The sequence below is a fragment of the Desulfoscipio gibsoniae DSM 7213 genome, assembly GCF_000233715.2.
Lineage (GTDB): Bacteria > Bacillota > Desulfotomaculia > Desulfotomaculales > Desulfallaceae > Sporotomaculum > Sporotomaculum gibsoniae.
The window spans coordinates 698,386-719,609 of the sequence record NC_021184.1; the positions used below are offsets into that span (position 1 = coordinate 698,386).

General features: G+C 41.4%; 21 protein-coding genes, 1 pseudogene and 1 riboswitch. Of the genes and pseudogenes, 11 read left to right on the forward strand and 11 right to left on the reverse strand.

All coding sequences use genetic code 11. From position 1 onward, the window contains the following. Positions 1 to 343: 343 nt before the first annotated feature. The 5 genes from DESGI_RS03260 to DESGI_RS24305 all read right to left on the reverse strand — a co-directional run bounded on the left by DESGI_RS03260 (position 344) and on the right by DESGI_RS24305 (position 5,439). Entirely contained in the window at positions 344 to 1,774 is a 1,431-nt protein-coding gene (locus DESGI_RS03260; protein ID WP_006520891.1) for an ABC transporter substrate-binding protein, read from the reverse strand. A gap of 62 nt (positions 1,775 to 1,836) precedes the next feature. After that, positions 1,837 to 2,775 (reverse strand): sirohydrochlorin cobaltochelatase, encoded by a 939-nt coding sequence (locus DESGI_RS03265; RefSeq protein ID WP_006520892.1) that lies wholly within the window; start codon positions 2,773 to 2,775, stop codon positions 1,837 to 1,839. 31 nt (positions 2,776 to 2,806) lie between these two features. After that, on the reverse strand, positions 2,807 to 3,568 hold the full coding sequence (locus DESGI_RS03270; protein WP_041284756.1) for an ABC transporter ATP-binding protein: 762 nt from the start codon (positions 3,566 to 3,568) through the stop codon (positions 2,807 to 2,809). Between the two features lie 13 nt (positions 3,569 to 3,581). Continuing rightward, the gene (locus DESGI_RS03275; protein ID WP_006520894.1) at positions 3,582 to 4,664 is read right to left on the reverse strand and encodes a FecCD family ABC transporter permease; all 1,083 of its coding nucleotides are present in this window, start codon (positions 4,662 to 4,664) and stop codon (positions 3,582 to 3,584) included. A gap of 395 nt (positions 4,665 to 5,059) precedes the next feature. After that, a riboswitch (cobalamin riboswitch) is annotated at positions 5,060 to 5,259 on the reverse strand. 24 nt (positions 5,260 to 5,283) lie between these two features. Continuing rightward, a complete protein-coding gene (locus tag DESGI_RS24305) occupies positions 5,284 to 5,439 on the reverse strand; it encodes a hypothetical protein (protein WP_006520895.1) in 156 nt (51 codons plus the stop codon). Positions 5,440 to 6,028: 589 nt separating this feature from the next. Here DESGI_RS24305 and DESGI_RS03280 point away from each other — a divergent pair. The 3 genes from DESGI_RS03280 (at position 6,029) to DESGI_RS03290 (ending at position 9,042) form a co-directional block, all read left to right on the forward strand. Continuing rightward, complete coding sequence (locus DESGI_RS03280) at positions 6,029 to 7,087, forward strand: TRAP transporter substrate-binding protein (protein WP_006520896.1); 1,059 nt, start codon at positions 6,029 to 6,031, stop codon at positions 7,085 to 7,087. Between the two features lie 47 nt (positions 7,088 to 7,134). Then, positions 7,135 to 7,641 (forward strand): TRAP transporter small permease, encoded by a 507-nt coding sequence (locus DESGI_RS03285; protein WP_006520897.1) that lies wholly within the window; start codon positions 7,135 to 7,137, stop codon positions 7,639 to 7,641. Positions 7,642 to 7,743: 102 nt separating this feature from the next. Continuing rightward, complete coding sequence (locus tag DESGI_RS03290) at positions 7,744 to 9,042, forward strand: TRAP transporter large permease (RefSeq protein WP_006520898.1); 1,299 nt, start codon at positions 7,744 to 7,746, stop codon at positions 9,040 to 9,042. Between the two features lie 228 nt (positions 9,043 to 9,270). Here DESGI_RS03290 and DESGI_RS03295 read toward each other — a convergent pair whose 3' ends face one another. The 4 genes and pseudogenes from DESGI_RS03295 to DESGI_RS03305 form a co-directional block, all read right to left on the reverse strand. Continuing rightward, entirely contained in the window at positions 9,271 to 10,032 is a 762-nt protein-coding gene (locus DESGI_RS03295; RefSeq protein ID WP_006520899.1) for a sulfite exporter TauE/SafE family protein, read from the reverse strand. Between the two features lie 30 nt (positions 10,033 to 10,062). After that, positions 10,063 to 10,773 carry a GntR family transcriptional regulator gene (locus DESGI_RS03300; RefSeq protein ID WP_006520900.1) on the reverse strand — a complete coding sequence of 237 codons (711 nt, stop codon included), beginning with the start codon at positions 10,771 to 10,773 and terminating at the stop codon, positions 10,063 to 10,065. A gap of 392 nt (positions 10,774 to 11,165) precedes the next feature. Further along, positions 11,166 to 11,258 (reverse strand): annotated as a pseudogene (locus tag DESGI_RS26595) (IS66 family insertion sequence element accessory protein TnpA); the annotation flags it as partial. Positions 11,259 to 11,458: 200 nt separating this feature from the next. Next, positions 11,459 to 12,613 (reverse strand): iron-containing alcohol dehydrogenase, encoded by a 1,155-nt coding sequence (locus tag DESGI_RS03305; protein WP_006520901.1) that lies wholly within the window; start codon positions 12,611 to 12,613, stop codon positions 11,459 to 11,461. Between the two features lie 807 nt (positions 12,614 to 13,420). Between DESGI_RS03305 and mgtE the strand changes: the two genes are divergently transcribed. After that, positions 13,421 to 14,779 carry a magnesium transporter gene (gene mgtE, locus DESGI_RS03310; RefSeq protein ID WP_006520903.1) on the forward strand — a complete coding sequence of 453 codons (1,359 nt, stop codon included), beginning with the start codon at positions 13,421 to 13,423 and terminating at the stop codon, positions 14,777 to 14,779. 131 nt (positions 14,780 to 14,910) lie between these two features. Here mgtE and DESGI_RS03315 read toward each other — a convergent pair whose 3' ends face one another. Together DESGI_RS03315 and DESGI_RS03320 are read right to left on the reverse strand one after the other, a co-directional pair. Next, on the reverse strand, positions 14,911 to 15,486 hold the full coding sequence (locus DESGI_RS03315) for an ImmA/IrrE family metallo-endopeptidase (protein ID WP_245561143.1): 576 nt from the start codon (positions 15,484 to 15,486) through the stop codon (positions 14,911 to 14,913). After that, positions 15,483 to 15,926 carry a helix-turn-helix transcriptional regulator gene (locus DESGI_RS03320; protein WP_006520905.1) on the reverse strand — a complete coding sequence of 148 codons (444 nt, stop codon included), beginning with the start codon at positions 15,924 to 15,926 and terminating at the stop codon, positions 15,483 to 15,485. Before DESGI_RS03320 ends, DESGI_RS03315 begins: the two co-directional genes overlap by 4 nt. 178 nt (positions 15,927 to 16,104) lie before the next feature. Between DESGI_RS03320 and DESGI_RS03325 the strand changes: the two genes are divergently transcribed. From DESGI_RS03325 to DESGI_RS03355, 7 genes are all read left to right on the forward strand, one after another. Continuing rightward, positions 16,105 to 16,695, forward strand: a complete 591-nt coding sequence (locus DESGI_RS03325) for a hypothetical protein (protein ID WP_006520906.1) — start codon at positions 16,105 to 16,107, stop codon at positions 16,693 to 16,695. A 334-nt stretch (positions 16,696 to 17,029) separates the two neighbouring features. Then, positions 17,030 to 17,464 (forward strand): sigma factor-like helix-turn-helix DNA-binding protein, encoded by a 435-nt coding sequence (locus tag DESGI_RS03330; RefSeq protein WP_006520907.1) that lies wholly within the window; start codon positions 17,030 to 17,032, stop codon positions 17,462 to 17,464. A gap of 212 nt (positions 17,465 to 17,676) precedes the next feature. Continuing rightward, a complete protein-coding gene (locus tag DESGI_RS03335; protein WP_006520909.1) occupies positions 17,677 to 17,904 on the forward strand; it encodes a DUF1659 domain-containing protein in 228 nt (75 codons plus the stop codon). A gap of 181 nt (positions 17,905 to 18,085) precedes the next feature. Then, positions 18,086 to 18,310 (forward strand): DUF2922 domain-containing protein, encoded by a 225-nt coding sequence (locus DESGI_RS03340; RefSeq protein ID WP_006520910.1) that lies wholly within the window; start codon positions 18,086 to 18,088, stop codon positions 18,308 to 18,310. A 253-nt stretch (positions 18,311 to 18,563) separates the two neighbouring features. Next, positions 18,564 to 18,755 carry a YvrJ family protein gene (locus DESGI_RS03345; RefSeq protein WP_006520911.1) on the forward strand — a complete coding sequence of 64 codons (192 nt, stop codon included), beginning with the start codon at positions 18,564 to 18,566 and terminating at the stop codon, positions 18,753 to 18,755. Beyond that, positions 18,752 to 19,354, forward strand: coding sequence for an N-acetylmuramoyl-L-alanine amidase (locus tag DESGI_RS03350; RefSeq protein WP_006520912.1), 603 nt, complete (start codon positions 18,752 to 18,754; stop codon positions 19,352 to 19,354). Before DESGI_RS03345 ends, DESGI_RS03350 begins: the two co-directional genes overlap by 4 nt. Before the next feature lie 129 nt (positions 19,355 to 19,483). Further along, the gene (locus tag DESGI_RS03355; protein WP_006520913.1) at positions 19,484 to 20,920 is read left to right on the forward strand and encodes a S8 family peptidase; all 1,437 of its coding nucleotides are present in this window, start codon (positions 19,484 to 19,486) and stop codon (positions 20,918 to 20,920) included. Positions 20,921 to 21,224: the final 304 nt, after the last annotated feature.

Sequence of the window (21,224 nt, forward strand, 5' to 3'; positions counted from 1 at the left end):
TGTGGTGACTACATTTTACCAAAAAAGGCGTGTTTTCTGTTTGTTTTTGCTTAAAAAAGTTGGCCTAAATTCTTATTTTGTAAGGGGTTAGACTGATTTTTGAACTGCGAAAGTTGAGTTATAAATAGTTAGGTTATTTGTATCCCATATATATAAAACCGTCCTTGTGGATGGCTAAACAAAATACTTTAATAACTTAAAATATTAATGTAGCATATACTTTCCTAAGCAATAAAAAGACCAAGGATTTATCGCCAAAAGACGATTTAATCCTTGGTTTAATTTGAACTTAGCCAAATAAAAGGTCAACTCGGTTTCGTTAGGCATATACGATTGTTTCGAATTAGTTGTATAACCGCTCCGCCCTTGCCAGGTACTCCAAAATATCATTACCCGAAACATGTGACTCGGGTCTAAAGTTCGAGTGCTCATCCAAACTCATTATGTTGTTATTACAAAGCATTTGTATAATTCCAGCGTTTTTACAATTCTTAATATCTTTTATTTCTAAGGAATTAGGCTTATCTTTAATATCAAATAACATAAAAATCATATGGGCCAACTCATCTCTGGTAACCTGTTTTTCGGGATAAAATTTTTCATTTTCGCATTGAATGTAACCGGACAAAACGGCGGTTTCAATATAATTGAAATAAGGGTGATCAACGGGAACGTCTTGAAAACCACCGTAAACGTGCCCTTCTTTCTTTCCCTTGTAATAATTCGAATTCGGCGTAAAAACAGGTTTGTGTTTATACTTTACCGCTATTTCAGCTAACTCCTGTCTGCTTATCACATCTTCATCCTTGAATTTGGAGAGATCATCAAATATCTCCGGGTAAAAAAATCTGGCCAATTCATGCACGCCAATAGCGAACCTAAAGGTTGGACTGGACACCAGCTTTTCATCAATATTGTAAATCTTATTTTCCCGCACCGCCTTGATAGTATCAAATCCAGGCCTTATTCTAATAGCATGGGGAGTGCCCCCGGCATTCATCGATCCCTTCTGGGCTACATATACATCAATTTCTGTCGCCCGGTCGAGTATTCTTTCCAGATTATAACTTGCTATGCTGCTGCCTTCCTTGATGGGTTGGGCATCCGAGGCAATGTTTATACCTCCCGCAATCCTTATTGCGTTGGCAGCCATGCAGTCATTAGTAATAGTACGATATTCCACCTCCGTTGATTCAAAAAAAACTCTTTTTTTGTCCTTGATTTTGTTGGTAATGCTTTCAATCTCACATAATTCCCGGTTAAAATCATTGATAAGTTTTTCAGCTTCCTTTTCCCTGCCCGTTAATTGCGCAAGTTTATTTATATATGGAATAAAATCATCAAATGTGTCCGGGTAGAGACACACCACGTTAATACCGGCATTTTCCAAGGCCCGTACAAAATGGGGACAGCTGCTGTTAATAAAGGGTCTGATCAGTACCATGTCCGGATTAACAGCTATTACTTTCTCCGGGTCCGACCTGTAGTCAAAAACATCTTTAGTGACTACCCGAGGGGGATAACTGTCCGTACCGCCTACTCCGATTATTTCATCATCCAGACCAAGGGCAAAGAGGTTCTCCGTATGGGCTGAATAAAGTGAAATAATTCTCCGGGCGGGCTCCTGCATGATGATAGTTTTACCCAAATCATCTACAATTTTAATGGTACCTTCCAGGTTGTTATTCGAAGAGTCCGTTGCCTTGTCAGCAGCACACCCTGAAAGGATAAGGAGAAAAGTAAATATCAATATATAAAATAAATTCTTTTTCATACGCCACCTCCAAATTCAACAGGCAAACATCAACACTGTTTGCCTGTTGAAATCTTTGATGTTTAATGAGACTCTCCCGCTGCTATGGCATCTTGAACATGTTGAACATAGATATCCTGGTAGGCAGGGTTCTCACCTAATCCATGCAGATATACATCCACCACATAACCGTCTTCTTTCAGCTGAGTTTTCCAGGAGTCTTCCTCGTCTCCGGCCATATCATTCTGAGCATGGTCACCGGCTACCAGCATGTAGGGCATAAGGATGACATTCTTAATTTGGTTGTTTTTCAAGCGTTTCTTAACGTTATCCAGAGACGGATAGCCTTCCACGGTCCCCACGTAAACAGCTAGTCCCATATCGTCCAAAACACTCTGCAAGCATACATAAGCTGCATTGGCCGGGTGATGAGTTCCATGCCCCATCAATACCACCGCCGTATCATCTGTTAATTCGGGCAGCTGCTGCTTAAATGCCTCCACGGCTATGGTATAGTCATCGGGAATGTCCTCCCCGCCTTTGGAGTACAGTATCGGCCGGCCCAATACTATATTGTCAAATTCATTTTCATATTTTGCCACCACGGCACGAACTTCATCATATTCCACCCCGGGAATGATATGTAAGGGCTGAACCACAATCTGGGTAAAACCTTCATCCTTCAACTTTTGGAGCGCCTGGTCCGGGTTATCAATAACCAAATTATCCCGTTCCTTTAGCTTTTTAATAATTATTTCTGATGTAAATGCTCTTTTTATTTCGTAGTCTTGAAATGTATCTTTAATTTTGTTTTCTACGCTTTCAATGCACGCTTTCCTGGTATCGTTATAGCTTGTCCCGAAACTAACAACAAGTATGGCCTTTTTATCGGTACCGGTTTTCTGTGCCTGGTGACCTTGGTCTTCTTGCTGCGAATCCCCCTGATTACCGCCGCAGCCCGCTAATATTCCTACTGTAAAACAAAAAGACAGTAACAGTGCAATAACATTCTTTAATCTCACTTTTTTCCTCCCTTTCTCACTTGGTTCACATTTACAATTCCGGCAATACTGCCAAACCGTTCTTCCCGGCCTCCGCCACCCTGATCTTAAAAAGCGAAAAGATTTTTTCCGGCTTCATCGCCACTTCGACTTCTCCAATATCAACTAATCCCCCCTTTTTAAGCATAATTACGGAATGGCAAAAAGCTTTGACAAAATTTAAATCATGCATTATTGATATTACGGTCAGCCCTTCGTTTGCCACCAGTTTCTTCAAAAGCTTAAGCAACTTCACGCTGTGATAGATATCCATATTGGAAAAGGCTTCATCTAAAAACAACACTTGAGGAGACTGGGCCAGAGCTTTGGCGAATATAACCCTTTGTTTTTCCCCGCCGCTAACTTCGGTAATTAAGCAGTCAGCAAATTGAAGTGTATCGGTTAATTCCAGGCAACGGTAAATAATATCCATGTCCCGTGGCGGCAAGTCCTTGAGCCTGCTTTTAAAAGGCATTCTCCCCATCATTACTACTTCCAGACAGGTATAGGGAAATTTTATTTCTACATTTTGCGGGACTATGGCCACGTACCTGGCCAAGTCTTCAATCCTGTATGCCAAAATATTTTTATGATTAAACTCAACTTGCCCGCTAGATGCCTTTAAATAACCAAGCATAACATTAAGCAAGGTCGTTTTTCCGGAACCATTCGGCCCGATAATGCCGTAAAAACTCCCCGGTTCTACGGAAAAACTAATATTTTTAAGCACAATCTTGCTGCCATATTGGAAATTTACATTATGCAATTTAAACATAGCCATGACTCACCTACTGAATATTTTTATTTCTGATTCTAAAAATATAAAAGAAAAATGGCCCGCCCAGAAGCGTAGTTAAAACACCCACGGGAACCTCCACATTCATGAACGACCTGGCGAATGTGTCCGCAAACAAAAGCAAAAGTCCACCCATCAGGCCGCATAAAGGGATTAAAATCTTGTTATCGGAACCTACAATCATTCTTAACATGTGCGGTACAATAAGACCTACAAAACCGATAATGCCACTTATAGAAACACAAACAGCAGTTATAAAAGCCCCGCAAACAAGAAAAATATTTCTAAGTTTACTGCTGTCCACCCCTAAAGCCCGGGCCTCCCTGTCCCCAAGAGAGACGATGTTCAGGTCTTCGGCATAATAACAACAAAGGGCACTACAAACTATTACAACCGGGAAACTAAATATAACATGACCCCAATTGCGGGCGGAAAGACTCCCAATCAACCAGGAAACAATGGCCGCTACTTGTTCTCCGGAAATACTTTTGATTAAACTTATCGCTGCCGACAGCACGCAGCTGACAATTATACCGGCGATAACCAGGTTGGCAGGGGTTACATAGCCCCCCACCCTGGATATGGAAAGAACTATTCCCAGGGCCAGCATAGCACCTCCAAAGGCAAATATTGTAACCGGCAGGTTACTGCCGACAACTGAAAAAATATTTAAATAAATAGCTATACTGGCACCAAAAGCAGCGCCTGTAGACACCCCCATGGTGTAGGAATCAGCCAGGGGGTTCATGAGTATGGCTTGAAATACCGCCCCCGACACGGCAAGCCCGCATCCCACCACAATAGCAGCCAATATCCTGGGTAATCTTACGTCCCAAACAATGGCTACCCGGGCATCGCCGATGTGGCTGTAATACTCGGCGTTTCCTACAATCTTTCCTGCCACAATTGAAACAACATCGGTTATGCTAATATCCGCCTTGCCCAGATTTACTGAAGCCAGAGCGGTAACCACCAGCAAGAAAATCAAAACCATTCCGGTAATTTTAGCTTTACAGTGCTTGTTTCTAACAATTTCAAAAATTTTTTGACGGTCAGTTGTTAGTTGTTTATCCATAACCTTTACCTTTGTTTTAGTTCAGCTTCACTAAAACCAAAAGCCCCCGCTATCGCGGGAGCTTTTTTGTCATGCCGACCGCAAGCAAGCCATAGTTCAACCAACCCCATTGTATAAAACAATAAATCCGTTTTATACTTATGTGGTTTGTCTGAACAGGCCCGGGCTTGCTGTCCTCAGGTTTGCGGCCCCAAGTTTGTACTTTTTTTTGGGATACCATACCTTTACAACAAAGAAAACCGATTTAAGATGCCGGCTTCTCAAGCGGCAACACCTGAAAAATGTTTTAACAATAAAAATAAAAACCTTGGCTCCAAAGAACCAAGGCTTTATGTTTCAGCTTCACTTACCTGTACACATAATGTGAAGTAAACACTTATTCCTCTCCTCGGGAGGTAATGTTCATTTTCCAGGCAGGTTTCCTGACTCATAGGTCATTGCCTGCATTCCACCTTCCCATCCCAACTAAATGCCGGACAGTGGTTTTCGGAAGAGGCTCTCTATTTACAGTGGCCGGACCGTCCAGGACTTGCACCTGGTTCCCTATTATCCCCCCAAGTAATGGCTTGGGGTTACCCGGAAATATTAACGGAAGTATTAAATTTAATACATTTTATCATTAAGTTTCCAAGCTGTCTAGTAAGCATATGCGGCCTTCTTTAATATCCTCTCGTGCCTCAGCTACAGCAGTTTGCTCCTCTTTAGATTCAGGTTCATCATCATAAATTGGGTTGGTTAGATGATCGTCCAAGGGACGCAAATTTTTTTTTTTCAATTAGAAATTCCATGAACTCAATTAGAATCTTCAGTTTATCAATAGGAACCTCTTTAATTAGGCTTTGCGCTTCGTTTTATAATCTTTCTGCAGAGCGGCTCATTGGTTAATACACCTTCTTAATCTTAAATCACTAATAGACATATTAATAGTTTAAACATTATACCATATCCTGAAATTTGGGACAATGAAGGAGTATTGCCAGCTAGATGAGGCCGGCAGCGGGCTTTTGCAACTGGCCTATGATATATCATTCCCATAACCTTACACGGTATGCCTGTGCATTTAACGATCTTAAATCGGGGGACTGACTCTCGCTGTATGTTAACTACATTGGTCTAAAATAAGACTTGCCCTTTCGACTATTTAAGATATATCCAGGTAAAGTGTTAAGTGTTAAAATAATTAACAGAAAATTTAAAATAATAAATATTTTATAATTTACATTCTAGATATTGCACATAAAACCTGAGGCATAACAATTGCCTAAAGATTTTTCAAACAAAATGAAGGGGGGACTAAGATAATTGTGTTAATGATTGGGGCAACAAAAGAAAATCTCAATTAATCGAGAGAGGGAGGTAATATAGTGAATTCAAGAAAATTTACTATCTTAGCAACGTTAACATTGTTTCTAATTTCACTGACTTTTTTATATGGCTGTGGTGGGCAGGATAACAAATCGGGTACACAGGTAAATTCAAATCAGCAGCAAGCCGAAGAACAATACAAAATCCGTCTCAACCACGGGCTTCCCCAGGAACATTTTATGGCTTTGGAAATTCAGGAATGGGCTGATCTGGTTGAGCAAAAATCCGATGGTCGCTTAAAAATAGAAATGTACCCTTCAGCCCAGCTCTACAAAGATCCGGATTTAATTCAAGCAGTTAGAAGTGGTGTAATTGAGGCGGGAGCTACATATAATTTTCTTTTCGAAAACTTAATACCAGAATTCGAGCCTTTAGTATTTCCTAGAATAATGACCTCTACAAGACATATGCACAATGTAATAAATGGTGATGTTGGTAATATACTCATGTCCAGGGTTGAGGAAAATGACATGAAGGTATTAAGTTGGCTATACTGGCCGGTAGAAACCACAGGTACAATAAGCAATAAGCCGATACATGTTCCTAGTGACATGAAAGGTATGAAATTTAGAACAACGGGAGGTATACAGGCGGTTTTACTGAAAAAAGTTGGGGCAAGTAGTTCTTATATTTCTGGCGCTGAAATGTACATGGCACTTCAGAGGAGAACTATTGACGGTGGGCTGCAAAATAATTTTGCCCACGTTTTAGATAGAAAATTTTATGAAGTGTCACCATATTATACTATAACAAAAATGGGGCAGACCGTAGACCTTATAATAATTAATAAAAAGTTTTATGATAGTCTACCCGTTGACTTACAACAAATTTTGGTGGATTCGGGCCGGGAAATGCAGGAAAAAAGCGTAACTATAGCCGAGGATAGATATGAAAAACTATTACCGGAAATGAAAAGTGTGATGAAAGAGGTTATTTTGCTGACTAAAGAAGAGGAAGAATCTTGGGATAAACTTAGTCAGGAAGTATGGCAAGAGACATTGGATAAAGCTGATCCCGAAACAAGAAAAATAGCAGATGAAATAATTAAGATGAGATAAAACAACCGTAATATCGATATGAGAAACATAAAACTGGGAGTGTTATCATGGGTATGCTTTCCTTTTTAAGATCGTTATCCTATTTTGCACATACAATTGGGGCTTTGCTATTGGGGTTTATAGTAATTATAACGCTGTACCAGATATTTACTCGCCCCTTAGGTTTAGGCTCCATAGGAATTGAAGAGATTTCGGGCATATTGGTTGTTTGGGCAGTATATTTAACAATTCCATACGCATTGCGTGAAAAAAAACACATACGCGTAGATATCGTGCTGCGTTTGCTAAGCGAAAAAAATCAAAAAAGATTACTTATAGTAGGAAATTTTATATGTTTGATTTTTTGTATTGTTATAATTTGGCATGGATTGCAGCTTACACTACTAGAGTTTCAAGGTGGTGGCGTTACTCCTTTGCTAAATATCCCGGTTTATTTGTTATACCTGGCTGTACCTCTAGGTATGTTCTTATTTGCACTGGAGGCTTCAATGGAAATAATTACTCATATTTCAGGGCTTAAATCTGAAGATAATGTGTATCGCATTCACCAATAGAATAGGGAATTTTATAAAAGTGAAGTTAAATTTTAGGATATGAACCGGAGCCAGCTATTGAAAAGGTTATGGTTTGATTCATGATAGAGGTGTTTTGCATATATGGAAACGATATTTTTAATTTCAATTGTTTTAATGCTGGTAACGTTGTTTATAGGTACACCCGTTGCCATAGCACTTGGTGTAAGTGGTTTGGTTGGCCTCTATGCCGTTTTTGGTGAAAATTCCTTGATTATTGGAGCTAAGGTTTTTACGGATACACTTAATGACTTTATACTTCTGGCTATACCACTTTATATAATTATGGGTGTAATACTTGCCCGGGGGGGAGTTGGCAAAAAGCTATTTCGACTTTTTGACGCTTTCTTGCGCCACATTCCAGGGGGGATAGGTATTGCAACGATTTTAACGTGCGCTGTATTAGCGGCTATGTGCGGTACTAGTGTTGCTATTGCCGCTATGGTCGGAAGCTTTGCCTTTACTGACCTACAGAAATATGGTTACAGCCTACCTTTGAGCCTGGGGATAGTCGGTGCGGGCGGAGCTCTTGGAATACTAATTCCTCCAAGTGTGCCAATGATAGTTTATGGTGCTTTTTCCGGAGAATCAGTTGGTAAACTCCTTTCAGCAGGAGTGATTCCCGGGATAGTAACTGTGATATTATTTACTATCTATGTAGCGTTTGCCTATATCAGACAAAAGGGTGTGAAGGTAGCTAAAGCTGCCTCTTGGAGAGAACGTTGGGAAGCTTTTATGGATGGAATCTGGGCTTTACTAGTACCGTTTGGTATTGTTGTGCCCCTGTACACAGGCATTGCTACCCCTACGGAAACAGCAGCCGTTGGCATCCTCTGGGCATTTATAGTGTGCATGGGAGTCTACAAGACAATCAAATGGCGGGATATTATTCACATTCTAAAGGAAGGATCAAGCTCTTCGGTAATGGTAATGTTTATCATATGTGGAGCGATGTTGTTAGGTAACGCCGCTACTCAGATAGGTTTATCCCATATGTTGACTGAAATCTTTGCCGGTAGTATGAGCGGGTGGGTTTTTATACCGATTTCGTTGTTAACATTATTAGTATTGGGGATGTTCCTGGAGGGTGCGTCTATTATGCTAATCACTTTACCAATTTACCTGCCCGTATTAATAATGTATCAGTTTGATTTGATCTGGTATGCAATTATCATGGTTATGGCTATAGAGATAGCTTTGTTGTCACCACCTGTAGGATTAAATCTTTTTGCTATACACGGAGTAGCAAAGTCCTTGGGTTTACCTAGCACTCAAGGAATAGTTATCCAAGGGTGTTGGCCTTTCATGGTGATTTACCTATTGTCTATGATTTTTGTAATGGCTATACCACAAATAGCACTATTGTTGCCGGGTAGAATGTAATCTAGAGCTTAACTAGGGCAAAAAAGGATCGGTCACCGCCAATAAGTTAGGTGTCCGGTCCTTGTTTTTGGTAAAAAAGGTAAATTTCAATCTTATGTTAATCTTTTGTTTTTCAACGATGTTTCTCGTTTCTAAATCAATAAGCATGGCGGAGGTACTGATAAGAGTTTAGGGACAAACGGCACCTTAATTCGTTCAACAGTTTAAGGGCCGTAATAGTTTATATTTCTAGAATAAAATTTTGTGTATACCCAAGAGCTTTGCGGACATGAGGGATACCGTGACCACTAAAAAGATACGGATCCATTTGTCACCGCCGGATACCGTGAATATACCACCCAGATAAGCGCCCAGGGCGTTCCCGGCAGCCAATGCAAGGCCCAGTACCCAATCGACCTTACCGCTAAAAATGAATACCAGCATTGAAGCAGACATGTAAATCAGCGTTACCGCTACCTTTAAACTATTGATCTTTACCAGAGACATGCCGGTGATTAACGCCAGCGCTGAGATTATGATAAATCCAATCCCGGCTTGAATAAACCCACCATAAAACCCGACTGCGAAAAATACCGCTGAGGCGGCAATTAAACGTATTTTACTTAAATCCTCACCTTTTTCTTCGGATAAAAACCATTTCTCGGGTCGTAGGATTATTAATACCAGCACCACCAGCATTACAATGGCTAATACACGGTTAAATAGTGCATCTGACATGGAGATGGCAAACTTGGCTCCCAAAATGGAACCAACTAGCGCTGGAATACCCAGTATTACACTTAGTTTTGGGTAGAAGTACCCTTTATTTTTAAAGTAACCAATGGCCACTATACTTTGTACCATCAGCGCAATCCGGTTGGTGCCATTGGCCACCGCCGACGGCAGACCCAAAAGTATCAACACTGGCAGAGTAATTAGCGATCCGCCGCCGCCCACCACGTTAACAAACCCTGCAATGATACCTACTATAAGAACAATGGCAATCTCCATGATCATTCCCCTTTTATTTTTTTCTCCCGTTTAATCGACCTTTGGGGTCTGGTGGCTTTTAATCGGTCGGTTGGCGAGCGTTTGAAAATATGCCTTTCTAGAATTGTCAATGTGTTCTCGGGCAACCTGCTCAGCTAATGCGCCATTTTGAGCTTTAATGGCTTCCGCTAGCCGACGGTGTTCCCGGGTAGCCTCTTCAATACGTTGGGGTTGACTATAACCCACCCGGGCATAGCGCTGGATGTGATCCACCAGCGTGGTGATCATGCCGTATAATCGGGGACTGCCGGCGGCTTGATAAATGATATCGTTAAATTGACGGTGTTCTTGCTCTAACCCGGTTAAATCCCTTTGTTCGGCGGCTCTTTCAAGCTCCCCCAACGTTTTCATCAGTTCGTTTGTAGCAGCGGGGGTAATGTTTTCCGCAGCCATGCGGGCTGCCAGGCCCTCCAGCACTGACCGGATACGATAAATTTCCAGTACTTCTTCATTGCTTACCTGGGTCACCACCGCGCCCAATTTCGGCAGATAGGATATCAGCCCTTCCAGTTCCAGCATGCGAATGGCTTCCCGGATTGGTGTGCGGCTGACACCTAGTTGTTCAGCCAGTGTGCGTTCAACTAACCGTTCATTTGGTTTTAACTCCCCGGTGATGATAGCTCGCCGTAATTTTTGGAAAACCTGATCCCTTATTTGTGGATGGGGCATCAGCTTGACCGGGGTTAAGCTGCTGTCTTTCAAACTACATCCCGCCCTCCTTGGTATACTGGTATACCATCTTTATTCTATATTAGAAAATAAAGAAGGATAATGCAAAGGCCATTTTACTGAAATAAACTAAATTATTGTGGGATAACTTCCTATTGCGATCATTTTCTAATGTTGTCGGTTATTCTGCGAGCGACGGTGATCCGTTTTACCGCACCAAGGGAAGCAAGGGGACTGTTCTCCTGCTTCCTTCTAATTAAGCAGAAGAACAGTCCCCTTGCTTCCATGATAGGTCAGTGTCGTAGGCGGTGCAATTGATCAAGGTAAACTGTTTGGTAGTTTTCGGGTCTGACTTGGGCTATCCAGCGGGAAGTGCTCGGGAGGTTTTGGGCCTAGCTTGGTATTAGCTCTGCGAAGCCAGAGTATCATAGCCGCTTGGGCTTTAGATTATTGGCCGCGCACCATTCTTTGGCACTTTGTCCGATGGCCCGATATTCGGCTATAAGATTCTCCCATTTATTTTGCCGTTCAGCTCACGTCAAAATAAAATCTTCCTCCAATTTGTATTCTGAGGAAGATTTTCCTATAAATTAAGCTTAAATTTATGTGGGTACGTTTTGACGCTTACATTGTAGACTAAAAACTTCTAAAATCACATAGCGTCTTTATTTTTCTGCAGCCTTTTAAGATTTGTAATATTAATTACTAAATTAGCCAATTACTTTCCAAATGCTTGTATATAAAGTTGTTTCATGTCTGCAACATTTGGCACCCTTGGGTTACAGTATGTGCAAATATCATTTAAAGCATTTTGGGCTGTTGCATCTAATCTTTCAAAGAATGTATTCTCATCAACGCCTGCATCTTTTATAACTTGAGGTAATCCTACATCTTTCTGTAATTGGAAAATTGCTTCCACTAATTTTTCAACTGCATCTCTATTATCCTCGTATTTAATATTTAGCGCATCAGCAATTTCCACATATGATTCGGCCACTGCAATGGCGTTAAACTTAATTACGTATGGTAGCATAAGAGAATTTGCTGCTCCATGCGGAATACCATATTGAGAACCTAATTGGTGCGCTAAACTATGAACTATTCCTAAGAAAGAGTTAGTAAATGCCATACCTGCCATTAAAGAGGCGGTATGCATATCCTCACGGGCTTGTTGGTTCCTACCATCAGCATAGGCTTTGGGCAGGCTACGGAATACCATTTGAATAGCTCTTAAAGCAATGGCCTTATCAATTTCAGTAGCAGCAATTGATGTATAAGATTCAATGGCATGGGTCAAGACATCCATGCCAGTACCTGCAGTTACTTTAGGAGGCATTTGAGATGCTAACTCTGGATCTGTAATAGCAATATCTGCACTAATTTCTGTACTTGCAATTACATTTTTTACATGTGGTTCTACGTTACGGTTAGTAATAACGGAAGCACAAGTAACTTCTGAACCAGTACCACTAGTAGTTGCAATGGCTATAAAACGAGCTTTATTACGCAATGGCGGCACAATACCAAATACCTCATCCCATGTAAGATCTGGATATTCATATAGCACCCACATTCCCTTAGCAGCATCTATGGACGATCCGCCACCTAACCCAACAATCCAATCTGGTTTAAATTCTCTCATTAAAACGGTACCCTTTTCTACTGTATCACGGGAAGGGTCCGGTTCGGTTTCGCTAAATACCATCGTTTGTAATCCTGCTTCTTCAAGATAGCCTTTAACTTTATCAACAAAACCTAAACTTTCAATAACCTTGTCAGTAACAATAAACGCCTTTTCACCTTTAACTTGTTTTAAATATTCCAATGCACCCCAGCCAAATACAATATCCTTCGGCACTCTAAATGCTTTCATTTTGTACCTCCCTAAAATCATTTATTTGGGTTTATACTGCCCACACCATAATTACATAGCAATTTTCGTGCCAAACACACTTTTGTAATAGCGGTAATTTTCAGTTAAAATATATCTTTATAAAAGATGCACTGTTAAATTTTATAGCGCTATAACGTTCTATATTGCAGCAACTGTGCAAATATGGAACTAATAATAAAAGTCATGCGGCTACCTGATCCCTTATTTGTGGATGGGGCATCAGCTTGACCGGGGTTAAGCTGCTGTCTTTCAAACTACATCTCGCCCTCCTTGGTATACTGGTATACCATCTTTGTTCTATATTGGAAAATAAAGAAGGATAATGCAAAGGCCATTTTGCTGAAATAAACTAAATTATTGCGGAATAACTTCCTATTACGATTATTTTCGAATGTTGTCGGTTATTTTGCGGGCGACGGTGATCCGATTTACTGCACCAAGGGAAGAACCGTCCCCGTGCTTCCTAGCCCTTCAGCTTATCACTCATTTTTCCACCGCGTTTTGTTAATAATGTAAAATGACGCAGTGATGGATTGGCGTATCAACCAAATGGTGTTCTTGTTTAAGCGGATTATTTACTAATCTTTAATATATCAACAATAAGTGCAATGATAACTAATACAAAAAATACAATAGTTGCAGTAAAAATATGATTAGTAATCCTTATAAATGAGTTCATCATAACCCTCCGTTTTATATATATACCCGTCCCTAAGGGTTAGAATGTATACTTTTCTTTTTATAAGGATTTGCTTTTAATGTTTGTTTAGTAAAAGGAAGTGAAAAATGACTAATAATTTAGCACAGGATGAAAGTACCATTCAAATTATTAAGCTCATAAAGGAAGCAAATAAGGTTGAAGTTCATTCCATATTGAATGAACTTCAACCTTATGATATCGCGGAATTATATAACAATCTGCCTCAAAAACATCGTCCCCGTTTCTTGATCTTTCTTGAAACGGAACAATTGGCTGATTTGCTGCAGGAGCTTGAAAGAGGAAAACAACTAGACGTTTTAAATAAATTAGGCCTTGAAAAATCCGTCAAAGTCATGGATTTAATGGATAATGATGATTTGGCTAATCTGCTTGAAGATTTAGCTCCTGACAAAAAAGAAGCATTTCTTTCCGGTATGAAACAAGAAGAATCCAAGGCTGTACAAGATTTAATGAAGTACCCGCCCGAAACCGCCGGAAGAATAATGACCAATCGTTATGTTTGGATACGTCATTACTATACAGTCCGGGATGCTGTTGACAAACTAAAAGTATTTGCCGAAATAGCTGAAAGCATAAATTACTTATATGTTATTGATGATAATAAGAAATTAATAGGAGTGGTTTCGTATCGAGATTTAATTCTCGCCGATGCAAATGAGAAAATAGCGACCATTATGTTTGAGCGTGTGATTTCTGTTACAGTGGATACTGATCAGGAACAAGTTGCCAGTATTATTGAAAAATACGATTTTTTAGCGGTTCCAGTGGTTGAAAAGGACAATGTTCTGGTGGGGATTGTAACAATTGATGATGTCATTGATATTGTCATTCGTGAAGCTACGGAAGACATTGAAAAACTTTCTGCATCAGGTAAAGCCATTGATTTTGATACTAAATCCTTTGTTGCTGCCTACCGGCGTTTGCCCTGGCTCATTTTGCTCCTGCTTATTGGACTGATTTCCGGCACTATTATAAGCCGCTTTGAGGAAACTTTGCAAAAAGTTGTAGCCTTAGCGTTTTTTATGCCGATGATTGCTGGAATGACAGGTAATACGGGAACACAGTCTCTTGCTGTTGTGGTAAGAGGTCTTATCGTGCGGGATATTGATAAAAAATTAATTTTTCATTTAATCCTGAGAGAGTTAAAGGTAGGTATTATCATAGGTATTATTTGTGGTTTTCTTATTGCGATTATTGCCTTCATCTGGCAGGGAAACCCCTTTCTGGGTCTGGTTGTGGGCAGTTCACTGGTAATGACTTTAATCATTGGAACATTGGCTGGGACGGTTATTCCACTTATTTTGTATAAATTTAATATTGATCCCGCGATTGCTTCCGGTCCCTTAATAACAACGTTGAATGACATTTTATCGCTTACCATTTATTTTGGAATTGCCAGCCTATTTATTGCTTACTTAATGTGAAGGTAGTTGTTGGGCCTGGCTTGCGCCATCTCCAACAACTACCAACAGGGGGCTGGCTCTCACTTTTTAACTTGCTCATTGAGTCTTCAGGCAAGCTCAATTTTTTCAGTTGGCGATAAACTTTTAATTAATCAGTAATTCTTTAAAAAATTAGCCCTGGCGTTTAAGGGAGGATCTATTACTTGATAACCCTTTCTCTTTAAGATGCGAAACTTGAAATCAAGTAGCTCCGCCGGGACGCACAGCGTATTGGCGGCAGCAAAAAATGAAATATCATCATTTAACATTCTTAATACTTCTTGATCATCTAATATGAAATCAGCAGCAAAGATATTGGCTTCATACTCATAAAGAGATGTTTGGTCAAATAACGTAAAATCATGAAAACTTTTCACGCCGGGTAATTTTCTATGTAAAACTGCATGTCCTAGCTCGTGCATTAAAATTATTCTTTGGAATTGTTCATCTAGGTCACTGTTAATGACGATGGCCTGTTTGCGTGATTGCTGTAAATAAAATCCTTTACAGGCTCCTTCAAATAAACCCATAGGCTGGTGCAGCAAAGAGATTTTCATATTTTGGCACAGTTTAACGGGATTCGTTTCAGAGTATTTCCTTTTTATTTTCCTGACTTCGTTACTTATAACATCAATTCCCATCATGGTAACCTCAAATCCTTCCGAAGATAAACGATTATCCAATCTCACACGCTAGTCTGCTTTTTTTTCCGGCCATAGGTCTTCTTTGCTTCTTCCTTACAAGTGACATAAGCTACCATAAGTGCTTCAAAAAATGCATCCTTCGCTTCCTGACTCAAATCGCCGCCTGCAAACAAAGCCTTGTTCTGTTCAAGCAAAATTTCAGCCTCTTTAGCTCCCTTGCTGCCATAATTCTCACGCACGATGTCCATAAAGGCATCTTTATCTTTATTTGCTTGTGGATCGGTTTCCTCGTCATTCATTAAATATTCAATAGAAACATTAAGCACACGGGCCAGCTTTCTTATTGTGTTTCCTCTGGGGATTGTATTTTCATTTTCATACGCAGTGATGGAACGTTGAGAAAGACCTACTTTCCGGGCAAGTTCTGCCTGGCTCATATCCAAACTTTCACGAGCATCTTTTAATTTTTCTGAGAAACTTTTCATATAAAGCTTCCTTTCTGCTGAAAATTATTTAAGTTAATAAAACTTCTTGACTAAACTTCCTAAAACTGCTACAATTAACCTGTGTTTGTGAAGATAAATTCATTATAGTTCTATAAACTTCGCATGTCAAGGGTATTTATTGAAAAACATAAAAGGTGGGAGAAGGGGGGTATTTAAAATGCAGCCTTTATATAACCTGATTAAAAAAGAAAAAGATGATTACAAGTTTCACCAGACAAAGCTGCTTCTGATGATCTATCGAAAGGTAGTATGGCGGGTGGAAGAGGCTATCTGTGAAGTTAATGATGCCGCTTATGAATTTGGAAGTAAACGCATTACCAATTTAGTAGACTTTTTATCCTTTGGTTTAGATTATTTTGATGGCATCAAGGATAAGAAAGCTATTGAAGAAAGACTTATGAACATTGCAGAGTCCAAAAGCATGATAGAAATTGTGGACAAGGCCTTGATAAAGCTAAGGACCCATCCGGACAACGGAGAGATCTATTTTAATATCATAACCAGCAGCTACATTAACAAGAAGAAATTAACGGATGATCAAATCCGGAGGAAATATCATATTTCACCTTCAACTTATTACCGCTATAAGAAAAAGGCTATTAATCTGATGGGAGTTATTCTTTGGGGATATATACTGCCATCCCTCAGAGATGTCTGGATGTTAGGCGGAGATGGAGGCTGTGCAGCTGAGAAACGGTCTGTGCTATACGATATAACAGATAGCAAAACTGCGGTGACAGGTAAATAAAAGCAGCTTAACAGTCAAACGAAAGTGTAATGGAAGTTCAAGAGAAATATAATCAGTATAGTGGTAAATATGCCCAATAATAACGGAAAAATTAGCCGTTCTGGCTAGGAGCTATTAACGTTTCTAGCCGGAGCGGCTATTTTTTACCCTTTTGAAGCAAGGGGGTGCTTCCTTGGAACCGTCCCCCTGTTTCCTGCCGAGCGAGGAATCAAATGAATTACCCAGGCCGCATAATTGCTGAACAGTAAACGTTCAGCAGTTATGCGGCTATTTTTTTTGCCTTTTTCAGTTTTGACTCCTCCTCGGCCCCAAAAACAAAGGAGGAGATTGAAAAATGACCAGATTCGTTAAAATTGGCCATGAGTTGGTACCCGTAAGTGAGGAGGTTTACAAGGAGTATTACCGCATGGCCAGGCGTGAGAGGTACATGGAAAGGGATATTAAGGTTGGGCGCATTGAAATTGATCCTGCCAATGAAACGGCTGCTTTTATTCCTAGTAAAGAGGATTCCATGAACCGGTTATTGGAACAGGGAGTGGATTTTGCAGATAACCAAATGATTGAAGACATTATCTGCTATAAAGCAAACCTCCTAATCTTGCAGAACGCTTTGGCAGAACTAAACCGTGAGGAACAAGAGCTAATCCAGGCACTGTACTATAAAAACCGCACGGTAAGACAAGTGGCCAGGGAAAATAATGTTTCCCATGTGACCGTGGTTAAAAGGCATAAAAAGGTGTTGGACAAGCTGAGAAAGTTTTTTATATAAATTCAGTTACCAAACCATCCTTCTCATTGGCTAGTTAGTGAAGGGCATTATCAAAAAAAGTGAGGAGGAGTGAGTATGCATGAATGAAGCAGGCGATGCAGGCTATGATGAATTTCTGATCTTTGCGGAAGAAGGTGCAGACCAACCGGTTACAGGGAAAGTTGTACAGGAATTCAATTTTAAAGAGTAAGCATTGAAAGGAGGTGAAATAAATGGCGGTTGAAAAAATTCCCAGCGGTACGGTACTGCGTATGCAGTTTCAAACCGGGCTGGACGGTGACGGTGATCCCATTTACCGCACCAAGAGCCTCAGCAACGTTAAAACCGATGCTTTAGATCAGGATATTTTTGATGTGGCTCAGGCCCTGGTCCAATTGCAGGAGCACACCCTGATGGCGGTGCTGCGCGTGGATAGTGCTGTGTTGGAAGAGGTAGTTTAGTTTTTTGTTCAATGTAAACGGCGTTGGGTATAAAACGCGGCGCATTAATCATGACTACCAGGCAAACGCTAAATTTACCGGCAACTGATACCGGCATCCGGCTGGCTGGCGAGGGCAGATTAGTTTAGTTAATCGATTGCCCGGGTAATCAAAAAATTAAGCAGGGAAAGGAGGTGTTCATATGGCTACTACGCAAACTTTACAGATGTCTTTCATTAACCAGGCGGGAACCCGTACCACAATTTCGCTGGACAACCCCAAAGATACCTTGACCGAGGCGGAGGTGGTGGCTGCAATGGATCAGATTATCGCCAAAAACATTTTTAATACCAGCGGCGGCGATCTGGTGGCCAAGCACAGCGCGCAAATCATCGACAGAACCGTCAATGTGGTTTTCGAGCAATAGTGAGGTTAAACATAATCATAGCAGCTCAGCTCAGAATTTAAGATGCGCTGCTATAAATATCATGCTCCTAACTTGATGATAACGTTTCGTACTTATCTATTTTGAGCGGTGGGGATTTTAGCCCCCGCCGCTCATGTGGATAGGTAATGGATAGGCAATGGCAGCTGGTAAAAAGAGCGTATAAGAAAACTAAAATCGTATGGTACACAAACTCTGCATTTAACAGCAGTTAATAAACAAAGGAGTGCATCCTATGGAAGAAATGATGAAACTGGCGGCGAATTACGGTTTTCCCATGGTGGTGGCCGGATACCTCCTGGTGCGGCTGGAGCCGCTGATCAAGGAGCTGCAGAAATCCATCACCCTGCTGACCATAGTGGTGGCTCGCCAGGGCGGCGTTGATTATGAAGATGCACGGCAGCTGGTCGAAGGTGGCTGGCAATGAGCCGGGAGTACCTGATTATCCACCACACCGGCGCAGAGGAAAAGGACACCTCCCAGATCAGGCGTTACCACAAAAGCTTGGGCTGGCAGGATATCGGTTACCACTTTGTTATTGAGCGAAGTGGCCTGGTGGCTCCGGGCCGATCTCCGGATCAGCCCGGGGCTCACTGTATTGCAGGCTGCATGAACACTAAAAGCCTTGGCATTGCGCTCATTGGTAATCTGGAGGAGCACCCGCCCCGGCCGGAGCAGGTTGAGGCGTTAATAGAATTACTTGGCCGGCTCATCAAGCAGTACCACATTCCACTGGCCAACATACTGGGTCACCGGGAAGTGCCGGGCGCGGCCACGGCCTGTCCCGGCAAATATTTTCCACTGGCGGAGGTGCGGGAAAAATTGCAGACTCGCCCGTCACCGGCGGTGCCTGGTGACGATAAAACCGTGCGGAGCGTGGCAGCCCAATTGCCGGACGATTATGAACAGCCGCCAACTTCAAGCCTGTGGATCGTCCAGGCGGGGGCCTTTTCCACCCGGGAGCGGGCGGAACAGTACGCTGAAAAGCTTAAGCGGCAGGGAATAGAGGTATTCGTGAGGAAGTGAGGGAAGCAAGGGGACGTTCTCTTGCTTCCCGGCGTTTTTTCTGAATTACTTCACGTATTCAAAGGAAAAATGTTGCTATTTAAAGAATAATTCATAATTACAAATATAGCAAACAAAGGAGGGTCTTTGATGAAAAGAATAAATATCTTGCTTTTGGCGGTGGCTTTTGTAGTTGCAATGATTTTACCAGGTATAGCTTTTGCGGGTGTTCAGGAAGGTACTTGCTGCTACTCTATATTATTCAATGAAAATACCATTCCCAGTGATTTTAGTGCTCAGGTGGCAGCTTGTGAAGGGGAAATTATTTATACCGTTCCTGAAATAGGATTCGCACAGGTAAAGGGAAATTATAATATCTTTGCAGAGCTGAAGGGCTTAGCATCGGTAAAATTAATTAACCCGTCAATTTCCTGGTCTTTAAATAAATTAAAAGATGACGGTATGAAAACTGATTTAATTCTTAATAAAAAGAAATCTTCCTTATGGGACCTGCAATGGGATATAAAACGCGTTACTGAAAATGGTACAAGTTATTCTTTGGGGACCGGTTCCCATGACATTGTAGTGGGTATTGTTGACAGTGGCATTGACCGTGACCATTCTGATTTGAAGGCCAACCTGCTGCCGGGCTCAAAGAATTTTGTCCCCGCGGGTGGATTCAATGGTGAGGAGTCAGGTGAAACAGGTGCTATCAATGCATTTGATGATAAAATGGGCCATGGCAGTCACATTGCCGGCACTATTGCAGCAAATGGAAGGATGCAAGGTATAGCACCGGACGTGGGGATCCGTGCTTACCGTATATTTGGGGAATCCAGCGCAGAGACGTCCTGGGTTGCTGCCGCTATTATTGCCGCGGCAAATGATGATGTCGATGTTATTTCAACCAGCCTCAGTGGTTTTAGTATCATGGGCCAGGTCTTTTACACCGACCCGCTAACGGGTGATAAGGTGGCATTGGGAAATGATGTTGCCGATTTCGCGGCTTTTAAAAGAGCTATCCAATACGCAGTGAAAAAAGGCAGTTTAGTGGTCGTAGCAGCCGGTAATGAAGGCTTGAACATGACGGCGAAGGGTAATGTGACCGATTACCTGAACTCTGCATACGCCGGCACTGGTTTAAGTTTTGTGGGGGCAGTATTTCAAGTGCCCGGTACGATTCCCGGTGTGGTGACGGTATCCGCAACAGGACCTGATGATTCATTAGCTCTATACTCTAATTTCGGGCTGGGTTTCATTGATATTGCCGCCCCGGGTGGTAACATAACCAAGCTGCTTGAGTATGAGCTGAGTGGTAAACTTGATGAATACTATAAGCAGGAACTCTATAAAAATGAGTTTTGTTTAAGTACAGATCATCAAGGCGGTTATTTTTACAACGTGGGTACATCCATGGCGGTGCCCAAAGTATCTGCCGTTGCTGCCTTGATAATTGACCAATATGGCATAACTGAACCATCCAAGGTGGCGGAAATGCTCTATAAAAATTGCGTTGAATCGGTAAGCGGGGAGGATAAGGCCTATTTTGGAAATGGCCGGTTAGGGGTCAGGCTTAAACTTTCTTAAACTAAACTAAATGCGATATCTGGATAATAGGATGCGTTGCCGGATCGGTTACCCAAACATAATCAAGCCAACCTAGCTAAAGCCTACCCGCTAAAGCCTTTAACCAAAATATTATTATTACAACCTATAGCATAATATACCCAACAGGGTATTTCGCCGGCTTTGAATCTGGTATAATACAGGTATGAGAGCACCGGAAAGGTGTGTGGCTTGGCCGAAGAAAGAGATGCCGGTCAAAAAATGGATACAGGACAACTGAGCAACATAGAAGGGAGTTCTCATTAAGATCGCCCGGCCATTTTCA